Annotated in this window: 16 protein-coding genes; 15 read left to right on the top strand and 1 reads right to left on the bottom strand. The window is 59.2% G+C overall.

All coding sequences use genetic code 11. The annotated features are described in order from the left end of the window. The first annotated feature begins 59 nt into the window (after positions 1-59). From flhA to folD, 8 genes are all read left to right on the top strand, one after another. A complete protein-coding gene (gene flhA, locus AC4CWF_RS15725) occupies positions 60-2,147 on the top strand; it encodes a flagellar biosynthesis protein FlhA (RefSeq protein ID WP_491282573.1) in 2,088 nt (695 codons plus the stop codon). Then, positions 2,144-2,896: a flagellar biosynthetic protein FliR gene (gene fliR / locus AC4CWF_RS15720; protein ID WP_491282572.1), complete on the top strand. Its 753-nt coding sequence runs from the start codon at positions 2,144-2,146 to the stop codon at positions 2,894-2,896. The genes flhA and fliR overlap by 4 nt, the downstream gene beginning before the upstream one ends. A gap of 7 nt (positions 2,897-2,903) precedes the next feature. Beyond that, positions 2,904-3,314, top strand: coding sequence for a hypothetical protein (locus tag AC4CWF_RS15715; protein WP_491282571.1), 411 nt, complete (start codon positions 2,904-2,906; stop codon positions 3,312-3,314). A gap of 268 nt (positions 3,315-3,582) precedes the next feature. Further along, on the top strand, positions 3,583-4,140 hold the full coding sequence (locus AC4CWF_RS15710) for a rod-binding protein (protein ID WP_491282570.1): 558 nt from the start codon (positions 3,583-3,585) through the stop codon (positions 4,138-4,140). A 26-nt stretch (positions 4,141-4,166) separates the two neighbouring features. Next, entirely contained in the window at positions 4,167-4,532 is a 366-nt protein-coding gene (locus AC4CWF_RS15705; protein ID WP_491282569.1) for a hypothetical protein, read from the top strand. Beyond that, positions 4,532-5,071, top strand: a complete 540-nt coding sequence (locus AC4CWF_RS15700; RefSeq protein ID WP_491282568.1) for a hypothetical protein — start codon at positions 4,532-4,534, stop codon at positions 5,069-5,071. Before AC4CWF_RS15705 ends, AC4CWF_RS15700 begins: the two co-directional genes overlap by 1 nt. A gap of 152 nt (positions 5,072-5,223) precedes the next feature. Beyond that, on the top strand, positions 5,224-5,934 hold the full coding sequence (locus AC4CWF_RS15695) for a hypothetical protein (RefSeq protein WP_491282567.1): 711 nt from the start codon (positions 5,224-5,226) through the stop codon (positions 5,932-5,934). Positions 5,935-6,140: 206 nt separating this feature from the next. Continuing rightward, positions 6,141-7,040, top strand: coding sequence for a bifunctional methylenetetrahydrofolate dehydrogenase/methenyltetrahydrofolate cyclohydrolase FolD (folD, locus tag AC4CWF_RS15690; RefSeq protein ID WP_491282566.1), 900 nt, complete (start codon positions 6,141-6,143; stop codon positions 7,038-7,040). Positions 7,041-7,076: 36 nt separating this feature from the next. Here the strand turns inward: folD and AC4CWF_RS15685 are convergent, their stop codons facing one another. Further along, the gene (locus AC4CWF_RS15685; protein WP_491282565.1) at positions 7,077-8,102 is read right to left on the bottom strand and encodes a LacI family DNA-binding transcriptional regulator; all 1,026 of its coding nucleotides are present in this window, start codon (positions 8,100-8,102) and stop codon (positions 7,077-7,079) included. Between the two features lie 313 nt (positions 8,103-8,415). Here AC4CWF_RS15685 and AC4CWF_RS15680 point away from each other — a divergent pair, with 313 nt between their 5' ends. The 7 genes from AC4CWF_RS15680 to AC4CWF_RS15650 all read left to right on the top strand — a co-directional run bounded on the left by AC4CWF_RS15680 (position 8,416) and on the right by AC4CWF_RS15650 (position 16,468). Beyond that, on the top strand, positions 8,416-9,738 hold the full coding sequence (locus tag AC4CWF_RS15680) for an ABC transporter substrate-binding protein (protein WP_491285426.1): 1,323 nt from the start codon (positions 8,416-8,418) through the stop codon (positions 9,736-9,738). Positions 9,739-9,845: 107 nt separating this feature from the next. Beyond that, positions 9,846-10,859, top strand: coding sequence for a carbohydrate ABC transporter permease (locus AC4CWF_RS15675; RefSeq protein ID WP_491282564.1), 1,014 nt, complete (start codon positions 9,846-9,848; stop codon positions 10,857-10,859). Between the two features lies 1 nt (position 10,860). After that, positions 10,861-12,024 (top strand): carbohydrate ABC transporter permease, encoded by a 1,164-nt coding sequence (locus AC4CWF_RS15670; protein ID WP_491282563.1) that lies wholly within the window; start codon positions 10,861-10,863, stop codon positions 12,022-12,024. Positions 12,025-12,052: 28 nt separating this feature from the next. Beyond that, positions 12,053-13,708 (top strand): beta-galactosidase BglA, encoded by a 1,656-nt coding sequence (gene bglA, locus AC4CWF_RS15665; protein ID WP_491282562.1) that lies wholly within the window; start codon positions 12,053-12,055, stop codon positions 13,706-13,708. Between the two features lie 23 nt (positions 13,709-13,731). Continuing rightward, the gene (locus AC4CWF_RS15660; RefSeq protein WP_491282561.1) at positions 13,732-14,820 is read left to right on the top strand and encodes an ABC transporter ATP-binding protein; all 1,089 of its coding nucleotides are present in this window, start codon (positions 13,732-13,734) and stop codon (positions 14,818-14,820) included. A 308-nt stretch (positions 14,821-15,128) separates the two neighbouring features. Further along, positions 15,129-15,485 (top strand): hypothetical protein, encoded by a 357-nt coding sequence (locus AC4CWF_RS15655; protein ID WP_491282560.1) that lies wholly within the window; start codon positions 15,129-15,131, stop codon positions 15,483-15,485. 161 nt (positions 15,486-15,646) lie between these two features. Next, the gene (locus AC4CWF_RS15650; protein WP_491282559.1) at positions 15,647-16,468 is read left to right on the top strand and encodes a DUF3800 domain-containing protein; all 822 of its coding nucleotides are present in this window, start codon (positions 15,647-15,649) and stop codon (positions 16,466-16,468) included. The last annotated feature ends 29 nt before the right edge of the window (positions 16,469-16,497 follow it).

The raw sequence follows: 16,497 nt of genomic DNA, 5'->3' as shown, positions 1-16,497 counted from the left end.
GTTGTCATGAACTGGCGTGACCTCCGTTGCGCCGCCTTCTCATGAAGAGACGGAAATCCATGGCGCAACCACCCTCACTCTCCATTCCCAAGGTCGCCCCGAACGGCCGGGATATCGGTTTTGCCCTTGGCATCATCGCCATCCTGTGCATCCTGTTCCTGCCGATCCCGACCTTCCTCATCGACATGGGACTGGCGTTTTCCATCGCCTTTTCCGTGCTGATCCTGATGGTGGCGCTTTGGATCGAGCGGCCGCTCGATTTCTCGTCCTTCCCGACCATTCTCCTGATCTCCACGATGATCCGCCTGTCGCTCAACATCGCGACGACGCGCGTCATCCTCAGCCACGGGCACGAGGGACACACCGCCGCCGGCGGCGTGATTGCCGGCTTTGCAGAACTGGTCATGTCAGGTGACTTCCTCATCGGGGTGATCGTCTTCCTGATCCTGGTGACGGTGAATTTCATCGTCATCACCAAGGGTGCGACCCGTATCGCCGAAGTTGGCGCACGGTTCACCCTCGACGCCATTCCCGGCAAGCAGATGTCGATCGATGCGGACCTTTCGGCCGGCATCATCGACGAAAAGCAGGCGCAGCACCGTCGCCGCGAGCTGGAAGAGGAAAGCATGTTCTTCGGCGCCATGGACGGCGCCTCCAAGTTCGTGCGCGGCGATGCCATCGCCGGCCTCCTCATCACCGCCATCAACGTCTTCGGCGGCATCATCATCGGTTATTTCCGTCACGGCATGGAAATCGGCGAAGCCGCTGACGTCTTCGTCCGGCTTTCGGTCGGCGATGGTATCGTCTCGCAGATCCCGGCGCTCGTCGTGTCGCTCGCCGCCGGCCTTCTGGTGTCGCGCGGTGGAACGCCCGGCACCGCCGACAAGGCTGTTATCGACCAGCTCGGTGGTTATCCCCGCGCGCTGTCGCTGGCAGCTTCGCTGATGGGTATTCTCGCATTGGTTCCCGGCCTGCCGTTCCTTCCCTTCGTCACGCTCGGCGGCATCATGGCGTTTGGCGCCTGGATCGTGCCGCGTCGCCTGGAAGCCGAAACCAAGGCGCGTCGCGATACCGAGGAAAAGAAGGTCATCCAGACGAAGGAAGCCGAAAAGGATTCCGTCAAGTCGATGCTGAAGACGGCCGAGATCGAGCTGGCGCTCGGCAAGCAGGTCTCGACGCGGCTTCTCGGCGCGCATCAGGAGCTGGCCTTCAGGGTTGGCAAGATGCGCAAGAAGTTTGCCACGCAGTACGGCTTCGTTGTGCCCGAGATCAAGGTTGCCGACGATATCTCGATCCCGGAAAAATCCTACCAGATCCGCATCCACGGCACGACGATCGCCTCCAATTCGCTGCGCGTCGGCGACGTGCTTGTCGTGACCGGCTCCGGGCGCAAGCCGAGCATTCCCGGCGACGAGATCCGCGAGCCCGCTTTCGGCATGCCGGCGGTCTCCATTCTCGAAGCCTTTGCCGACGACCTGAAGCGCGAGGGCTTTCACCCGATCGACAATGTCTCGGTGGTGCTGACGCATCTCTCCGAAGTCATCCGCAACAACCTGCCGCAGCTTTTGTCTTACAAGGACGTCAAGGTGCTGATCGACCGGATGGACCCGGAATACAAGAAGCTGGCCGACGAGATCTGCTCGTCGCACATGTCTTATTCCGGCCTGCAGGCGGTGCTGAAACTGCTTCTGGCCGAGCGGGTCTCGATCCGCAACCTGCACCTTATCCTGGAAGCGGTGGCGGAACTTGCGCCGCATGTCAGAAAGACCGAACAGATCGTCGAGCATGTGCGGGTGCGCATGGCCCAGCAGCTCTGCGGCGATCTCGCCGACAATGGCGTGCTGCGCGTGCTGCGTCTCGGCAGCAAGTGGGACCTGTTGTTCCACCAGGCACTGAAGCGTGATCCCAAGGGCGACGTTGTGGAATTCGACATCGATCCGCGTGCGCTCGAGGAGTTCAGCGAGCAGGCGAGCAAGGTTATCCGTGAATTCATGGATCGCGGCCTGCCTTTCGTGCTTGTCACCTCGCCCGAAACACGGTCCTATGTGCGCATGATCATCGAACGCCTGTTCTCGACGCTTCCCGTGCTGTCGCATGTGGAACTCGCCAAGGGGCTCGACATCAAGATATTGGGCTCGATTTCATGATAACAGACCCGCAGGGGATAATGCTTGCTCTCTTCCTGGCGTTTTGCCGGATGGGTGGCTGCATTCTGACCCTGCCGGGTTTTTCGAGCGCCCGACTGCCGACAAATATCCGGTTGATGGTGGCAATCGCGGTCTCGATGGCGATCCTGCCGGTGATCTGGGACAGTGTCTATCCGAACGCATCGGCGCCGCCGGGCACCTATATCGGCCTCATCGCGTCTGAAACGCTTGTCGGCGTGATGTATGGCATGATTGCCCGTTTCTACGTGCTCGGCCTGCAATATGCCGGCGCAATCCTTGGCATGTCGATCGGTTTCACGGCGCCCGGCGGCCACGATATCATCGAGGATACCTCGGAATCCTCGGTCACCAGTCTCATCACCTTTTCCGGGCTGATGCTGCTGTTCATCATGGATTTCCATCACATGGTGTTTCACGCGCTGATCGATTCCTACAAGGCAACGCCGGTCGGCGCGCTGGTCGAGCCGCAGAAAATGCTGATCACGCTCACCGATACGCTGCGCGCCTCCACCTCCATCATGCTACGCCTCGTCAGCCCTTTCCTCATCTACGGGCTGCTGTTCAACGTGGCGATCGGCCTCGTCAACAAGCTTGCGCCGCAGATCCCGGTCTACTTCATCTCGACGCCCTATCTGATCACCGGGGGCGTGTTTATGCTGTATCTTGCCATCGCCGCGATGATGCGGCAGTTCGCCGACGGATTTCCGGCGGTCTTCAACTCGTTCTGAGGCGGCCATGGCAAGCAGCGGACAACCGAGATCCAAAAAGCTCAAACGGCTCGTTGCTGTCCAGCGGCATCTGGAAAAGATGGCCGAGGGAGAGCTTGCCTCGACCACCGTACAGCGCGTCGAAGTGGGCCAGCAGATGGATCTGGTCATCGATGCCATCGGCTCGATGACGCCGCTGCACATGCAGTTCTCGCGCAATTATTCCGAACGTTTCGGCCGCCTGATGGTCAAGGACAAGCAGCTTGCCGGCGTACAGCAGGTGCTGGAGGCCCGTGTCATCCGCGAGCGCACCAAGGGCGACCGGCTGGAAGAACACATGAAGGATGCGCGCGACAGCGAAGACCGCGAACGTGATGACAACGCCATCTATGATCTCCTGGAAATGACCCTGCTTCCGGGCAAGGCCAAACCTTTCTGACAATCTGTCCGATTCGTTGCCGCCGCGAGGCGGGAAGCGACCTTTTCGCAGCGCCCGGCAGCGGCTCTCGGCGTAAGCGCTGCGTTTCAGACAAACAGGGCGCCGGCTCCCGATTTTCATCAATACTTTTCAAAAACAAAAGGTTGAGTTCTTTGCTCGGCACCGCTTCGTCAGGCTTCCTCCTCTGTTTTTGTCCGATCGCGGTCACGCCAGCCTGCAGCAAGCTTCACCCCGCATAGTCTCGCCACTCAGACGAAAGGAAGCTCACGTGGCGATCTCTCCTCCCAGCGACCTGGTGCTCGATGTGCTGCGCGCCGCTGACCCCAGCGATGTCCAGGCCGCCCAGGCAAAATTGAAAGCAACCCGCGCGGCCTTTGCCGCCACCAGTCTTGCCTCTGCCGGCACCGGATTTGCCGTGGCCGTCGATCTGCTCGACGGTTCCGAGACCAAGGCCGGCATCGAACGCGCCGAGAAAAAGGCGAAAGCGGCCGAGATGCCGCAGGAATATCGCAAGTTCGAGGCCTCCATCCTGCAGACCTTCGTCAACTCGATGATGCCGAGTGACAGCGAGCAGGTCTATGGCAAGGGCTCGGCCGGCGAGTTCTGGAAAAGCATGATGTCGGAACAGATCGCCGACCAGATCTCCAAGAGCGGTGGCGTCGGCATTGCCGAGCAGGTCTATTCCCAGGCGCTGCAGAAGGCCCGCAGCCAGGGCGAGGTCAATGCGCAAACCGACGAGGATGACCGCAGCCGGACGCTCTCCATGATCAACGATTTTGAACGTAAGGTATTCGACCTTGCACCGGCCGAACGGGGCGAGGCGTGACAATGCAGCATAGCGGAACCGAAAACATGGAAGTTATCTCCAACGATTATCGTATCAAGACGGTTCTTGGCCGGCTGGAGATGATTGTCGACAACGAGAATGAACGGATCGGCAAGGATCCGCAGTTCGACCTCAAGGTGTCGAACGCGCACAAGAGCCGCTGCCTCTATGAGTTGACGATGCTGTTCCGCAGCACCAGCCCGCAGGAGCTGGCCGTCAACCACATTGAGCAGATGCATGCGTTGAAGGTGAAGCTGGCGCTGAATGCGCGGCGGGTGGAAGCGCATCTGAATGCCGTGCGCACCGTGGCAGACCTTCTCAAAAACGCCGTGCGCGACGCCGATGGCGACGGCACCTATACCCAAGAACAATTCTATTACAGCGAATCCTGATGGTTAAGCTCATTATCACCGGTCTGTGGGTCTGCGTCGTCACCTTGGGTGCGGTGTATTTCTCCGTGAAGATGTCGGCGCCGCCCCCGCCGGTGGATGAGTCGCAATTGCTGAAAGACAAGTCCGAACTGGTGAAGGGCGAGGCGATCAACGTGCCTGTCCTCGCCAACGGCGCCGTGCAGGGTTATTTCATCACCCGCATTTCTTTCCTCATGGACAAGGAAAAGGTGAAGGGCCTGCACCTGCCGCTGACCGAAATGATGACCGACGAGCTTTTCACCCTGCTGGTCGGCAACCGGATGGTGGATCTTTCCGATACCAAGGCCTTTGACCTTGAAACCTTCAAGGCCAGCATCAAGGACAATCTCAACAAGAAGTTCGGCGAAGATTACGTTCTCGAGCCGCTTATCGAGCAGATCGATTACCTCTCCAAGGACGATATCCGCGCCAATGCCGAGCGCCCGCAGGGCAAGCAGGTGATGCCGATGAAGATCGTCGAAGGCGTGGCCCCGGTCGAGGCGGTGAAGACCGGCCATTAAAACGGGCCGGCGATGCGCCGCAAAGCGTGCCCATCGAAGTCTTAACGAAAATCGAATCCCATCGTTAGGATTCGATTTTTTCGTTTAAATGCAGTTTTAGAGCCTCCTGATATTGCTGCTTCACAGTTTGCAACGAATGTCAGGTGCTTCTCATGCCACGTCAAAATCATGCCTTGGACCGCGTATCCAGCCTGCCGTTCGAGCCGTCGGAAAGACGGGAAGGGCGCAACGGCGTCTTCACCGGTGGTCCGGCACAGACGCACGTGCCACCAGCGTCCCATTCGCTGGCCCCTCATCTGCTGGGTCTGCCGTTTCCCGTTTTGTCCTGGGGCGAAACGCTTCTGGTGCTCGATGCGGCAGCCCGCGCGCAAGGTGGCAATCGCACTGTTGGCTTCCTGACATTTGCCGGGTTTTGCCGCTCGATCGTCGATCCTGCCGCACGCGAAAAACTGATGGCCCGCATTCTTCTGCCGACAGATCGCACCCTGGCGCTGATGTTGTCGGTTGCCGCGCGCCGACCGGTCGATGCGGTCGATACGTTCCAGCCGGTTCAGGTCGTCTCTTCGCTCCTCACCTACATGGAGCGCCGCCGTATCCTGCTTGTCGGGTCAGATGCCAAGCGCCTGGAGGCGGCGCACCGTTTTATCCGCAGCCACGCACCATGGCATGAGGTCGTCACCGCGGCAGATCCGGCAGGCGCTGATCTTGTTCTTGTCGATGGCGAAGGCAGTGCGGCCGAAAGCCGGGTGGAGCAGGATGCCAATCTGCGCCATCATGGCCTCATCGTTCCGACCGAGGATCTGTTTACGCACTGTGTCGCGCACCAGCGGGCATGCCAGGAGCCCACCAGCTATTATGGATGATCTGCCTGCCGCACACCGACCTGTCGGCTGAACCCGGGCGACACGTCATCTTCTCCTGATGGCCAAACTCGGCAATCCCCTTGCAATCGCCGTTTTGACAGCATAGGGCGTTTGGGAAGCGACACGGCCCAGGCTTTGTTGTGCATGCTCCGGCAGGCGCGACAGGACCGCGGCCGGCACCCGGAACCCCATGAGGAGACATGCGCGTGGCGAAAATCATCGATGGCAAGCAGTCGGCGGCAACCGTCACCGATATCGTGACGCAGGCGGCAGCAAAGCTTGAGGCGGAAGCCGGCGTGAAGCCCGGCCTTGCCGTTGTTATCGTCGGCGATAATCCGGCAAGCCATTCCTATGTCGGGGCCAAGGGCCGCATGGCGAAGCAGTGCGGGTTCAATTCCATGCAGTACACGCTGCCGGAAGACACCACGCAGGACACGCTGGAAAACCTCGTCGAGAAGCTCAACGCCGATCCGGCCGTGCATGGCATTCTCGTGCAATTGCCGCTGCCGGGCCATCTGAATTCCGAGCCGGTCATCCAGTCCATCCGTCCGGAAAAGGATGTCGATGGCCTGAACGTCGTTAATGCCGGCAAGGTGGCAAGCGGCGACCTGGCAAGCGGCCTTGTTTCCTGCACGCCGGCGGGCGCCATGATCCTGGTGCGCAATGAACATGGCGCCGATCTCTCCGGCCTCAATGCCGTCGTCATCGGCCGCTCCAACCTCTTCGGCAAGCCGATGGGGCTTTTGCTGCTGGCGGCCAATGCCACCGTGACCATGGCCCATTCGCGCACAAAAGATCTCGCGACTGTCTGCCGGCAGGCGGATATTCTGGTGGCCGCCGTCGGGCGTCCGCTGATGGTCAAGGCCGATTGGGTGAAGCCCGGTGCCACCGTCATCGATGTCGGCATCAACCGCGTCGATGCGCCGGAAAAGGGCGAGGGTAAGACCCGCCTTGTCGGCGATGTCGCCTTTGACGAGTGCCTCGATGTGGCCGGTGTCATCACGCCGGTGCCGGGTGGCGTCGGGCCGATGACGATTGCCATGCTGATGGCCAACACCGTGGTTGCCGCCTATCGCTCGCTCGGCCGGCCCATCCCGACTTTCTGACGTGGACTACCGCCTGGAGGATTCCGGAGCTGCCTGTCAGGCCGGCGCCGGACCTGTCGAGGCCCGCACGATAAGGTCTGCCGTCCACAATTCGCCAAGCAGTGCCGGTGCGTCGGGATCGGCAACCGCTGCGATCAGCCGCTCTGCGATCCTGCGGCCGGCGTCGCGCAGCGACGAGCCGGTCGTTGTCAGCGGCACGATGAAGTTTTCAGGCTTCAGCAGCATCAGGTCGTCATCATGGGCGATGAGCGAGATGTCGCGCCCCAGAACTTTTCCCGCCTGGCTGATCGCCCGCACCGCGCCGAGCGCCAGAACCGTGCTGGCGCACAAAACGGCCGTCGGTCGCACGTCGCTGTCCAGGATCCGCGCCATCTGGCGGTAACCGCTGGCATCGGTCATCAGCGTGTTGCTGACGGCGTGGTCCTCGAGCGTCAGGCCACGTGCCGCAAGCGCCTGTTCGATGCCCATGCGGCGGCGAATGGCAAAGTCGAGATCGGCCGGGCCGTTGATCAGCGCAAAACGGCGATGGCCGAGGTCGAGCAGGAATTCCGTTGCCTCGCGAAACGCCCGTTCATTGTCCACGTCGACGTAAGGATAATCCTCGGTTAGGCCCAGAGAGCGGCCATGCACGATGAACGGCGTCGGCAGCGATTTTGCCATGGCAATGCGGCTGTCGTGCTCGCGCATATAGGCGAGATAATAGGCATCGACGCTGCCGCTTGAGACCAGGCCGCGAATGGCCTGTTCCTCCTCGTCCGGCTGGGAGGGCATGATGACGAAATGAAATTCATGGGCCAGACATTCATCCGCCAGCCCGCGCTGGAATTCGGCAAAATGGATGTCGGCCGATTGTTCAGACGCAATCGGCATGATGAGGCCGATAGAGCCGGCCTTGCCTGTCGCCAGCCTGCGAGCGGCGCGGTTTGGCCGGTAACCGGTTTCCTGCACGGCCTTCAGCACGCGAAGCCGCGTCTGGGCATTCACCTCCGGGTATCCGTTGAGGGCACGGCTGATCGTCGTCTGCGACAGGCCGAGCAATTCAGACAATTGTTTGAGGTTCACGACCTGAAATTCTCCGTCCCATGCAGCTGTTCTCCCGCAAGCCGCACCCAAAGCGCTTCGGACTGTATCAGCGCATCTGTTTGACGGAAACGCAAAATTGGACTTTCCTGACCTTCGCCCTACCTGAATTCACACTTTGCAGAAGGAACATGCATTGGAAAAAGCCCTTGACTTGAGGGCGGTCGCCATGGCTTTCTTCCACTCAAAGCGCTTTGAAAGCCTTTAAGCAGATCTGGGTGGGAAGATCAATTAAACATTAAGGGAGGAATTCGACGTGAAATCAGTATTGCTGGCAAGTGTTGCCGTGTTTTCCATGGTTTTTACTTCGGTTCAGGCGGCCGATTTGAAGTTCGCGCCGGGGCAGGATGCAAAGTTCAACTGGAAAAGCTATGATGACTTCAAGGCAGCCCATGGTGACCTGAAGGGCCAGTCGCTCAGCGTCTTCGGTCCTTGGCGCGGCGATGACGAGATCCTCTTCAAGACGGTTCTGGCCTATTTCAACGCGGCGACCGGTGCCAACGCGCAGTATTCCTCGTCTGAAAACTACGAGCAGCAGATCGTCATCGATACGCAGGCCGGTTCGGCGCCGAACATTGCCATCCTACCGCAGCCGGGCCTTCTGCAGGATCTCGCCTCCAAGGGTTTCCTTGCGCCGCTGAAGTCGGACACGTCCGATTGGGTCAAGACCAATTACGGTGCCGGCGACAGCTGGGTTAAGCTTGGCACCTACAAGGGCAAGGATGGCAAGGATGCCTTCTTCGCCTTCCCCTATAAGGCCGACCTGAAGTCGCTCGTCTGGTATGTGCCGGAAAATTTCGAGGAAGCCGGCTATAAGGTTCCGAAAACCATGGAGGACCTGTTCAAGCTGTCTGATCAGATCGTCAAGGATGGCGGCACGCCCTGGTGCATCGGGCTCGGTTCCGGTGGTGCCACCGGCTGGCCGGCCACCGACTGGGTGGAAGACCTGATGCTGCGCATGAACACCGGCGAGACCTATGACAAATGGGTTTCGAACGAGATGAAGTTCAACGACCCCAAGGTCGTCAGCGTCATCGAGGAATTCGGCAAGTTTGCCAAGAACGAGAAATACGTCTCGGGCGGCGTCGCAGCTGTGGCCTCGACCGACTTCCGCGACAGCCCGAAGGGCCTCTTCGGCATTCCGCCGAAATGCTACCTGCACCACCAGGCCTCGTTCATCCCGACCTTCTTCCCGGAGGGAACCAAGCTCGGCACGGATGCCGACTTCTTCTACATGCCGACCTATGCGTCGAAGCCAGAGCTTGGCACGCCGGTTCTGGGTGCCGGCACGCTGGTCGCCATCACCAAGGATTCGCCCGCCGCACAGGCCTTCGTCGAATTCCTGAAGACGCCGATCGCCCATGAAGTGTGGATGGCGCAGTCCGGTTTCCTTACGCCCTACAAGGGTGTGAACATCGAAACCTACGCCAATGATGCGCTGAAGAAGCAGGGCGAAATTCTCTCCACCGCCACCACCTTCCGTTTCGACGGGTCTGACCTGATGCCCGGCAAGATCGGCGCCGGCGCGTTCTGGACCGGCATGGTCGATTTCGTCGGCGGCAAGTCCGGCGAACAGGTGGGCACCGAGATCCAGAAGGCCTGGGACGGCCTGAAGTAACCTGCACTCAAAGGCGCCGCCGTTTCAAAAGAACGGCGGCGTGCCTTGCCTTAAAACAATCAAGCGGCATCAAGCCGGGTCCAGGGCAGGACCGTGGAGGAGGGAACATGGCATCGCAGATCGTCTCGGCTGTCGGCGTAATGATCGTCGGCGTGTTTGCCTGCGCATTTTATTATTGGCTGTCCGACAAACTGCTGAACCTTGCGCTTCCGGTGCGCGACGGCGACGTGACACAGGCCTCGCGCAATCTCAATCGGCGCGCCACCGTTCGCCCCTGGCTGTTTCTCGGCCCGGCACTTCTGCTGCTCGGCATCTACCTCGTCTATCCCGTCATCGCCACATTCATCCTCTCCTTCTATGATCGCTCCGGCGTGAACTATGTCGGCCTTGCCAATTACCGCTGGGCCATTTTCGATGACGGTTTCCGTCAGTCGATCTTCAACAACATTCTTTGGCTTGCCGTGGTGCCTGCCGCCTGCACCTTCTTTGGCCTCGTCATCGCGGTGCTGACGGACCGCATCTGGTGGGGCAATATCGCCAAAAGCATCGTTTTCATGCCGATGGCGATCTCGTTTGTCGGCGCCTCCGTCATCTGGAAATTCATCTATGAATATCGCGGTGCCGGGCAGACGCAGATCGGGCTGCTAAACGCTATCGTCACCTTTTTCGGCGGCGATCCTGAGGTGTGGATCGCCATGCCGTTCTGGAACAATTTCTTCCTGATGATCATCCTCATCTGGATCCAGACGGGTTTTGCCATGGTCATCCTGTCGGCGGCGCTGCGGGGCATTCCCGAGGAAACCATCGAGGCTGCCGTCATCGATGGGGCCAATGGCTGGCAGATCTTCTGGAAAATCATGGTGCCGCAGATCTGGGGCACGATTGCCGTCGTCTGGACCACCATCACCATTCTCGTCCTGAAGGTGTTCGACATCGTGCTGACCATGACCAACGGCCAGTGGAGCACGATGGTGCTGGCCAACCTGATGTTCGACTGGATGTTCCGCGGTGGCGGCGATAGCGGTCGAAGTGCGGTCATCGCCCTCATCATCATGGCCGCCGTCACGCCGATCATGGTGTGGAACATCCGCCAGGCAAACCGCGAGCAGGGAGGTCACTGAGATGGCAAACATCGCCACCCGCATCCGCCGCGTCGGCCTGCCGCGCCTCATCGTTCACCTGTCGGTTCTCTTCATCGCCATTCTCTGGCTGGTGCCGACGCTCGGCATCCTCGTCACCTCCGTGCGCGACAAGGGCCAGATCACCACATCCGGCTGGTGGACAGCGTTCAGCAGTTCGACGCAGACCAGCGCCGGGCGCCTCGGAGACCCCTCCACAGCACGCCAGGAGGGCGCCAACTACGTCATATCAGGCTCGGTTTTCGAAGACGGGCAGGGCGGCACGGTGCGCGCCTTTGGTGTTCGCGTACAGGAGCCGTCTGCCTTCCCGGCCGACGAACCGGCGGATCTTGGCGAAGGCGAGACGCTGACCGTTAAGCCGGACGGATCTTACGTCTACACCAAGAACGCGCCCTTCGAGGGCTCGCGTGGCAAGCGCATCTATCTCTCGGTTGCCTCGCCGCCGGCCTTCACCTTCGACAATTACCGCACGGTGGTGAATGCCGAGGGTATCGGGCAGGCCTTCATCAATTCGCTGACGGTGACGATCCCCGCCACCATCATCCCCATCCTCATTGCCGCCTTTGCCGCCTATGCGCTGTCGTGGATGCATTTTCCCGGCCGCACGCTGATCATCGCGCTGGTTGTCGGCCTCATCGTCGTGCCCTTGCAGATGTCGCTCATTCCGCTGTTACGGCTGTATAACGAGGTCGGCAGTTTCTTTGGCACCTCGTCCAAAACCTATGCCGGCATCTGGTTGGCCCATACCGCCTTCGGCATGCCGCTTGCGATCTACCTGCTGCGCAATTACATCGCCGGCTTGCCGAAGGAAATCATCGAAAGCGCGCGTGTCGATGGCGCGTCGGATTTCGAGATTTTCGTCAAGATCGTGCTGCCGCTGTCTTTTCCGGCGCTTGCCTCGTTTGCCATCTTCCAGTTTCTCTGGGTGTGGAACGACCTTCTGATCGCCATCGTGTTTTTGGGCACCGGACGCGACCAGTTGGTGCTGACGGGCAGCCTCAATGCGCTGCTCGGCTCGCGCGGCGGCAATTGGGAAATTCTGACGGCATCGGCGTTCATTACCATCCTCGTGCCGCTTTTTGTGTTCTTCGCTCTACAACGTTATCTGGTGCGCGGCCTCCTGGCGGGTTCCGTCAAGGGCGGTTGAGCACTTTCATTTTCAAGGTTTCCTTTCCATGCTTGCTTCTTCCCAGACCATTGAAGCGCCGGATGCCGATTGGTGGCGCGGCGCGGTCATCTACCAGATTTACCCGCGCTCCTATCAGGATTCCAACGGCGATGGCGTCGGCGACCTGAAGGGCATTACCGCGCGCCTGCCGCACATTGCAGCGCTCGGCGCCGATGCCATCTGGATCTCGCCCTTCTTCCCGTCGCCGATGAAGGATTTTGGTTACGACGTCTCGAACTATACGGATGTCGATCCGATGTTCGGCACGCTGTCGGAATTCGACGCGCTGATTGCCGAGGCGCATCGTCTGAAGATCAAGGTGATGATCGACCTCGTCATCTCCCACAGTTCCGACCAGCATGCCTGGTTCATCGAAAGCCGCTCCAGCCGCTTCAACCCGAAGGCCGACTGGTATGTATGGGCAGACGCCAAGCCCGATGGCACGCCACCGAACAACTGGCTGTCGATCTTCGGCGGGTCCGCCTGGGCCTGGGATCCGACACGCATGCAATATTACATGCACAACTTCCTCACCTCCCAGCCGGATATGAACCTGCACAATCCCGAAGTGCAGGATGCGCTGCTGGATGTGGTGCGCTTCTGGCTGAAGCGCGGCGTCGATGGTTTCCGCCTCGATACGATCAACTTCTATTTCCACGACCGGGACTTGCGCGATAACCCGGCGCTGGCGCCGGAACGCCGCAACGCCTCCACCGCGCCCGCTGTAAACCCCTACAATTTCCAGGAGCACATCTACGACAAGAACCGCCCGGAAAATCTCGAATTCCTGAAGCGTTTCCGCGCCGTGTTGAACGAATTTCCGGCCATTGCCGCCGTTGGCGAAGTCGGCGACAGCCAGCGCGGTCTGGAGATCGTCGGCGAATATACGTCCGGCGGCGACAAGATGCAGATGTGTTACGCCTTCGAATTCCTGGCGCCGGATATGCTGACCGCCGAGCGCGTGGCCGAGGTGCAGCATTCCTTTGCCGCCGCTGCCCCAGAGGGCTGGGCCTGCTGGGCCTTTTCCAACCATGACGTGGTGCGCCATGTCAGCCGCTGGGGCGCCGAGGTGCATGACCGCGATGCCTATGCCAAGCTGCTGGCCGCCATTCTTCTGACCCAGCGTGGTTCCGTCTGCATCTATCAGGGCGAAGAACTGGGTCTCACGGAAGCCGATATCGCCTTTGCCGACCTGCAGGATCCCTACGGCATCCAGTTCTGGCCGGAATTCAAGGGCCGTGACGGCTGCCGCACGCCGATGGTGTGGGACGATCATGCCGTGCAGGCCGGCTTCTCCAGCGCCGAAAAGCCGTGGCTTCCCATTCCGGTCGAACACCAGATCCGGGCCGTCAACGTGCAGCAGGGCGATCAGTCGTCTGTGATGGAGCAGTACCGCCGTTTCCTGGCCTTCCGTCGCCAGCATCCGGCCTTTGCAAAGGGCGAGATCCGCTTCCTGCCGGTGGATGGCAATGTGCTAGCTTACGAGCGCACGTTCGGCAACGAGACGGTGCTTTGCCTGTTCAACATGAGCGCGGAACCGGCAGAAGCCAGCCTGCCGGATGGCGACTGGATGGCGCTGGAAGGCCACGGCTTTGACAGCGTGATTGATGCGCGCACCATAAACCTGCCGGCCTGGGGCGCGTTTTTCGCACGCCACGCCTGAAGACAAAAAAAGGGGAGAGAGACATGGCCGGACTGGTTTTGAAGGATGTTCGCAAGGCCTATGGGCAGGTGAAGGTGCTGCACGGCATCGATCTCACCATCGCCCAGGGTGAATTCATCGTCTTCGTCGGCCCGTCCGGCTGTGGCAAATCCACGCTGTTGCGGATGATTGCGGGGCTTGAGGAAATCAGCGGCGGTGACTTGCTGATCGATGGCCAGAAGGTCAACGAAGTGCCGCCCTCCAAGCGCGGCATCGCCATGGTCTTCCAGTCTTATGCGCTTTATCCGCACATGACCGTCTACGACAACATGGCGTTTGGCATGCGTATCGCCAAGGAAAGCAAGGAAGAGATCGACCGGCGTGTGCGCGCTGCTGCCGATATCCTGCAACTGACTCAATATCTGGAGCGCCTGCCGAAAGCGCTCTCCGGCGGCCAGCGCCAGCGTGTCGCCATCGGCCGCGCCATCTGCCGCGATCCAAAAGTGTTCCTGTTCGACGAGCCGCTGTCGAACCTCGATGCGGCGCTGCGCGTCGCCACCCGCATCGAAATCGCCAAGCTCAACGAGAGCATGCCCGATACCACGATGATTTATGTGACGCACGACCAGGTGGAAGCGATGACGCTGGCTGACCGGATCGTGGTTCTCTCGGCCGGCCGTATCGAGCAGGTGGGCCCGCCTCTTGAACTTTACGAGCGGCCAAAAAACCTGTTCGTCGCCAAATTCATCGGCTCTCCCGCCATGAACATCATCCCGGCGACCATCAGGGACACCGGCGAAAACACCGGCATCGAGCTTCGCGGCGGCACCATCGTTTCCGTGCCGGTGGCAACGGCGTCTTCGGAAAAGGGCAAGGTCGCGAGCTTCGGCATCCGCCCGGAAGACCTGACGGTGACGACGGGCGACAATTATCTGTTCGAGGGCAAGGTCGCCATCGTCGAAGCGCTCGGCGAAGTCACGCTGCTTTATATCGATGGGCTCTCCGACGAAGAACCGATCATCGCCAAGATCCCCGGCATCTTCAAGGCGGAGAAGGGTTCTGTGCTGCGCTTTACCGCGACTGAGGACAAGATGCATCTCTTCGATGCGGACGGCCAGACCTACCGACGCTGACATTTTTGGCCAATCATTCCCCCTTGCGGGCGGCAAATGGCGATTTTTGTTTATCCAGTGCTCACGGACGTTCAGTGCGCTCCGCTCCGGTTCTCGAAATCACCGTTTTCGCCGCGCCGCAGAGAAGTCTTGAACAGATTGTGAGGAATATCAGATCTGTCTTATCTGACAGGGCCACGGAATCTGGAGCTATTCTTCATACGCTCTATTAAGCTTCCGGTTCTAAAGTCATCGCGTCCAGCAAGTTCATGTCCGAGGCCGCGATGACCGTTAACCCGAAAAACTATCTGAAACGGGAGGAGTCCTTCATGTACGACCGCGAAACGCGGTTTCGCATGGAAGACACGATGAACGCCGCGCGCATCGAATATACCGAAAAACACGTCATGCACATGGCATCCCGCCGCTGCGACATGGTGCGTGTTTCGATGAGCGGCGCCGTTCTGGCGCTGCTGACGCAGTATAACCTGCCCAATGAATTCGTGCTCGATATCCCCGACGCCCGCATCATGAAAGTGGGCTGCATCCTCATGCGCACCAACACCAATAACACGATCGACGTGCGTTTCCTGCGCCTGCTGACGCAGAAGGAACTCGACCGGATCTTTATCTTTTCGACCCATCCGGCACATCGGGACAAGAAGATGGATGTGCGGAGCTGGTGAGGGGATAGGTCCGCACGGTATAGTGGCGCTTTGGGCTTTCATGCAAGCTCTAGAGGGGCCTATAACGATAGAGGTGACTAGCAAAAACGCTAGAATTATTTAGAATTGGCTAGTGTCGCTGATTTATTGACTATCGATGCTGTAAATATTTGGTGAGTTATATGTCAGAGCGATATACGGTATTCATCGATGAAAGTGGTGAGGCCGGCATTGGCAAAATACGCTCGGAATCGTCGCGTGGGGCATCCCCATATATGACTTTGGGTGCCGTCCTGATAAGAAATCAGTCCTGGGGGCAAATTACAGGTGCGTTGGGCAGCATCAGTGCTGAGGTAGGAAAAAGCTCGCTCCACTGCTCGCAGCTGAATCATTATCAGATTCTGCACTTCATTCGGCAGGTCAGAAAGCAACATATGCGACTGTTTGGCGTAATTTCGCTAAAGTTGACGTTGAAGGACTACAAACAGGCCATTTCCGAGGATAGCGGAAAATACTACAACAAATGTGTTCAGTACCTTTTGGAGCGCGTCGGCTGGTTCATGGAGGCGCGCAAGATCCCGCCAGAGAACCTTGATATTGTTTTCGAGAAGGCTAACGTAGATTACGACAGCATGTGCAACCTGTTGCGTGCGTGTCAAAGAAATCCCAAGCATGAATCTACAAAATGGCTAAGAAACATAGATACTTACAGAATATCCGCGAAATCGAAGAGCGAGGAGCCAATGCTTCAGGTGGCAGATCTTGTTGCGCACGCGCTCTATAAATGCGTCGATAAACCAGAAAAGAATTTTGGCATCACTGAGCCGCGCTATTTGCGAGAGCTGTCTCCTCTCTTCTTTGGTCACCCAAATACGCAAATTGTGGTGGGGGCCGGGCTGTACTGCGTCCATTCAATAAGCCATCTGAATTTGGACCCAGAGGTTTCAGAAGTATTCACCAACATGGTAGCTAGGCCCCCTCAAGAAACTGCCATCACTCCATAATTGCAGATACTGCTTGTTGGCCAAACCAA

This window comes from Neorhizobium sp. PAMB6630 (assembly GCF_058242775.1).
This window is presented reverse-complemented; position numbering and strand designations above follow the sequence as displayed.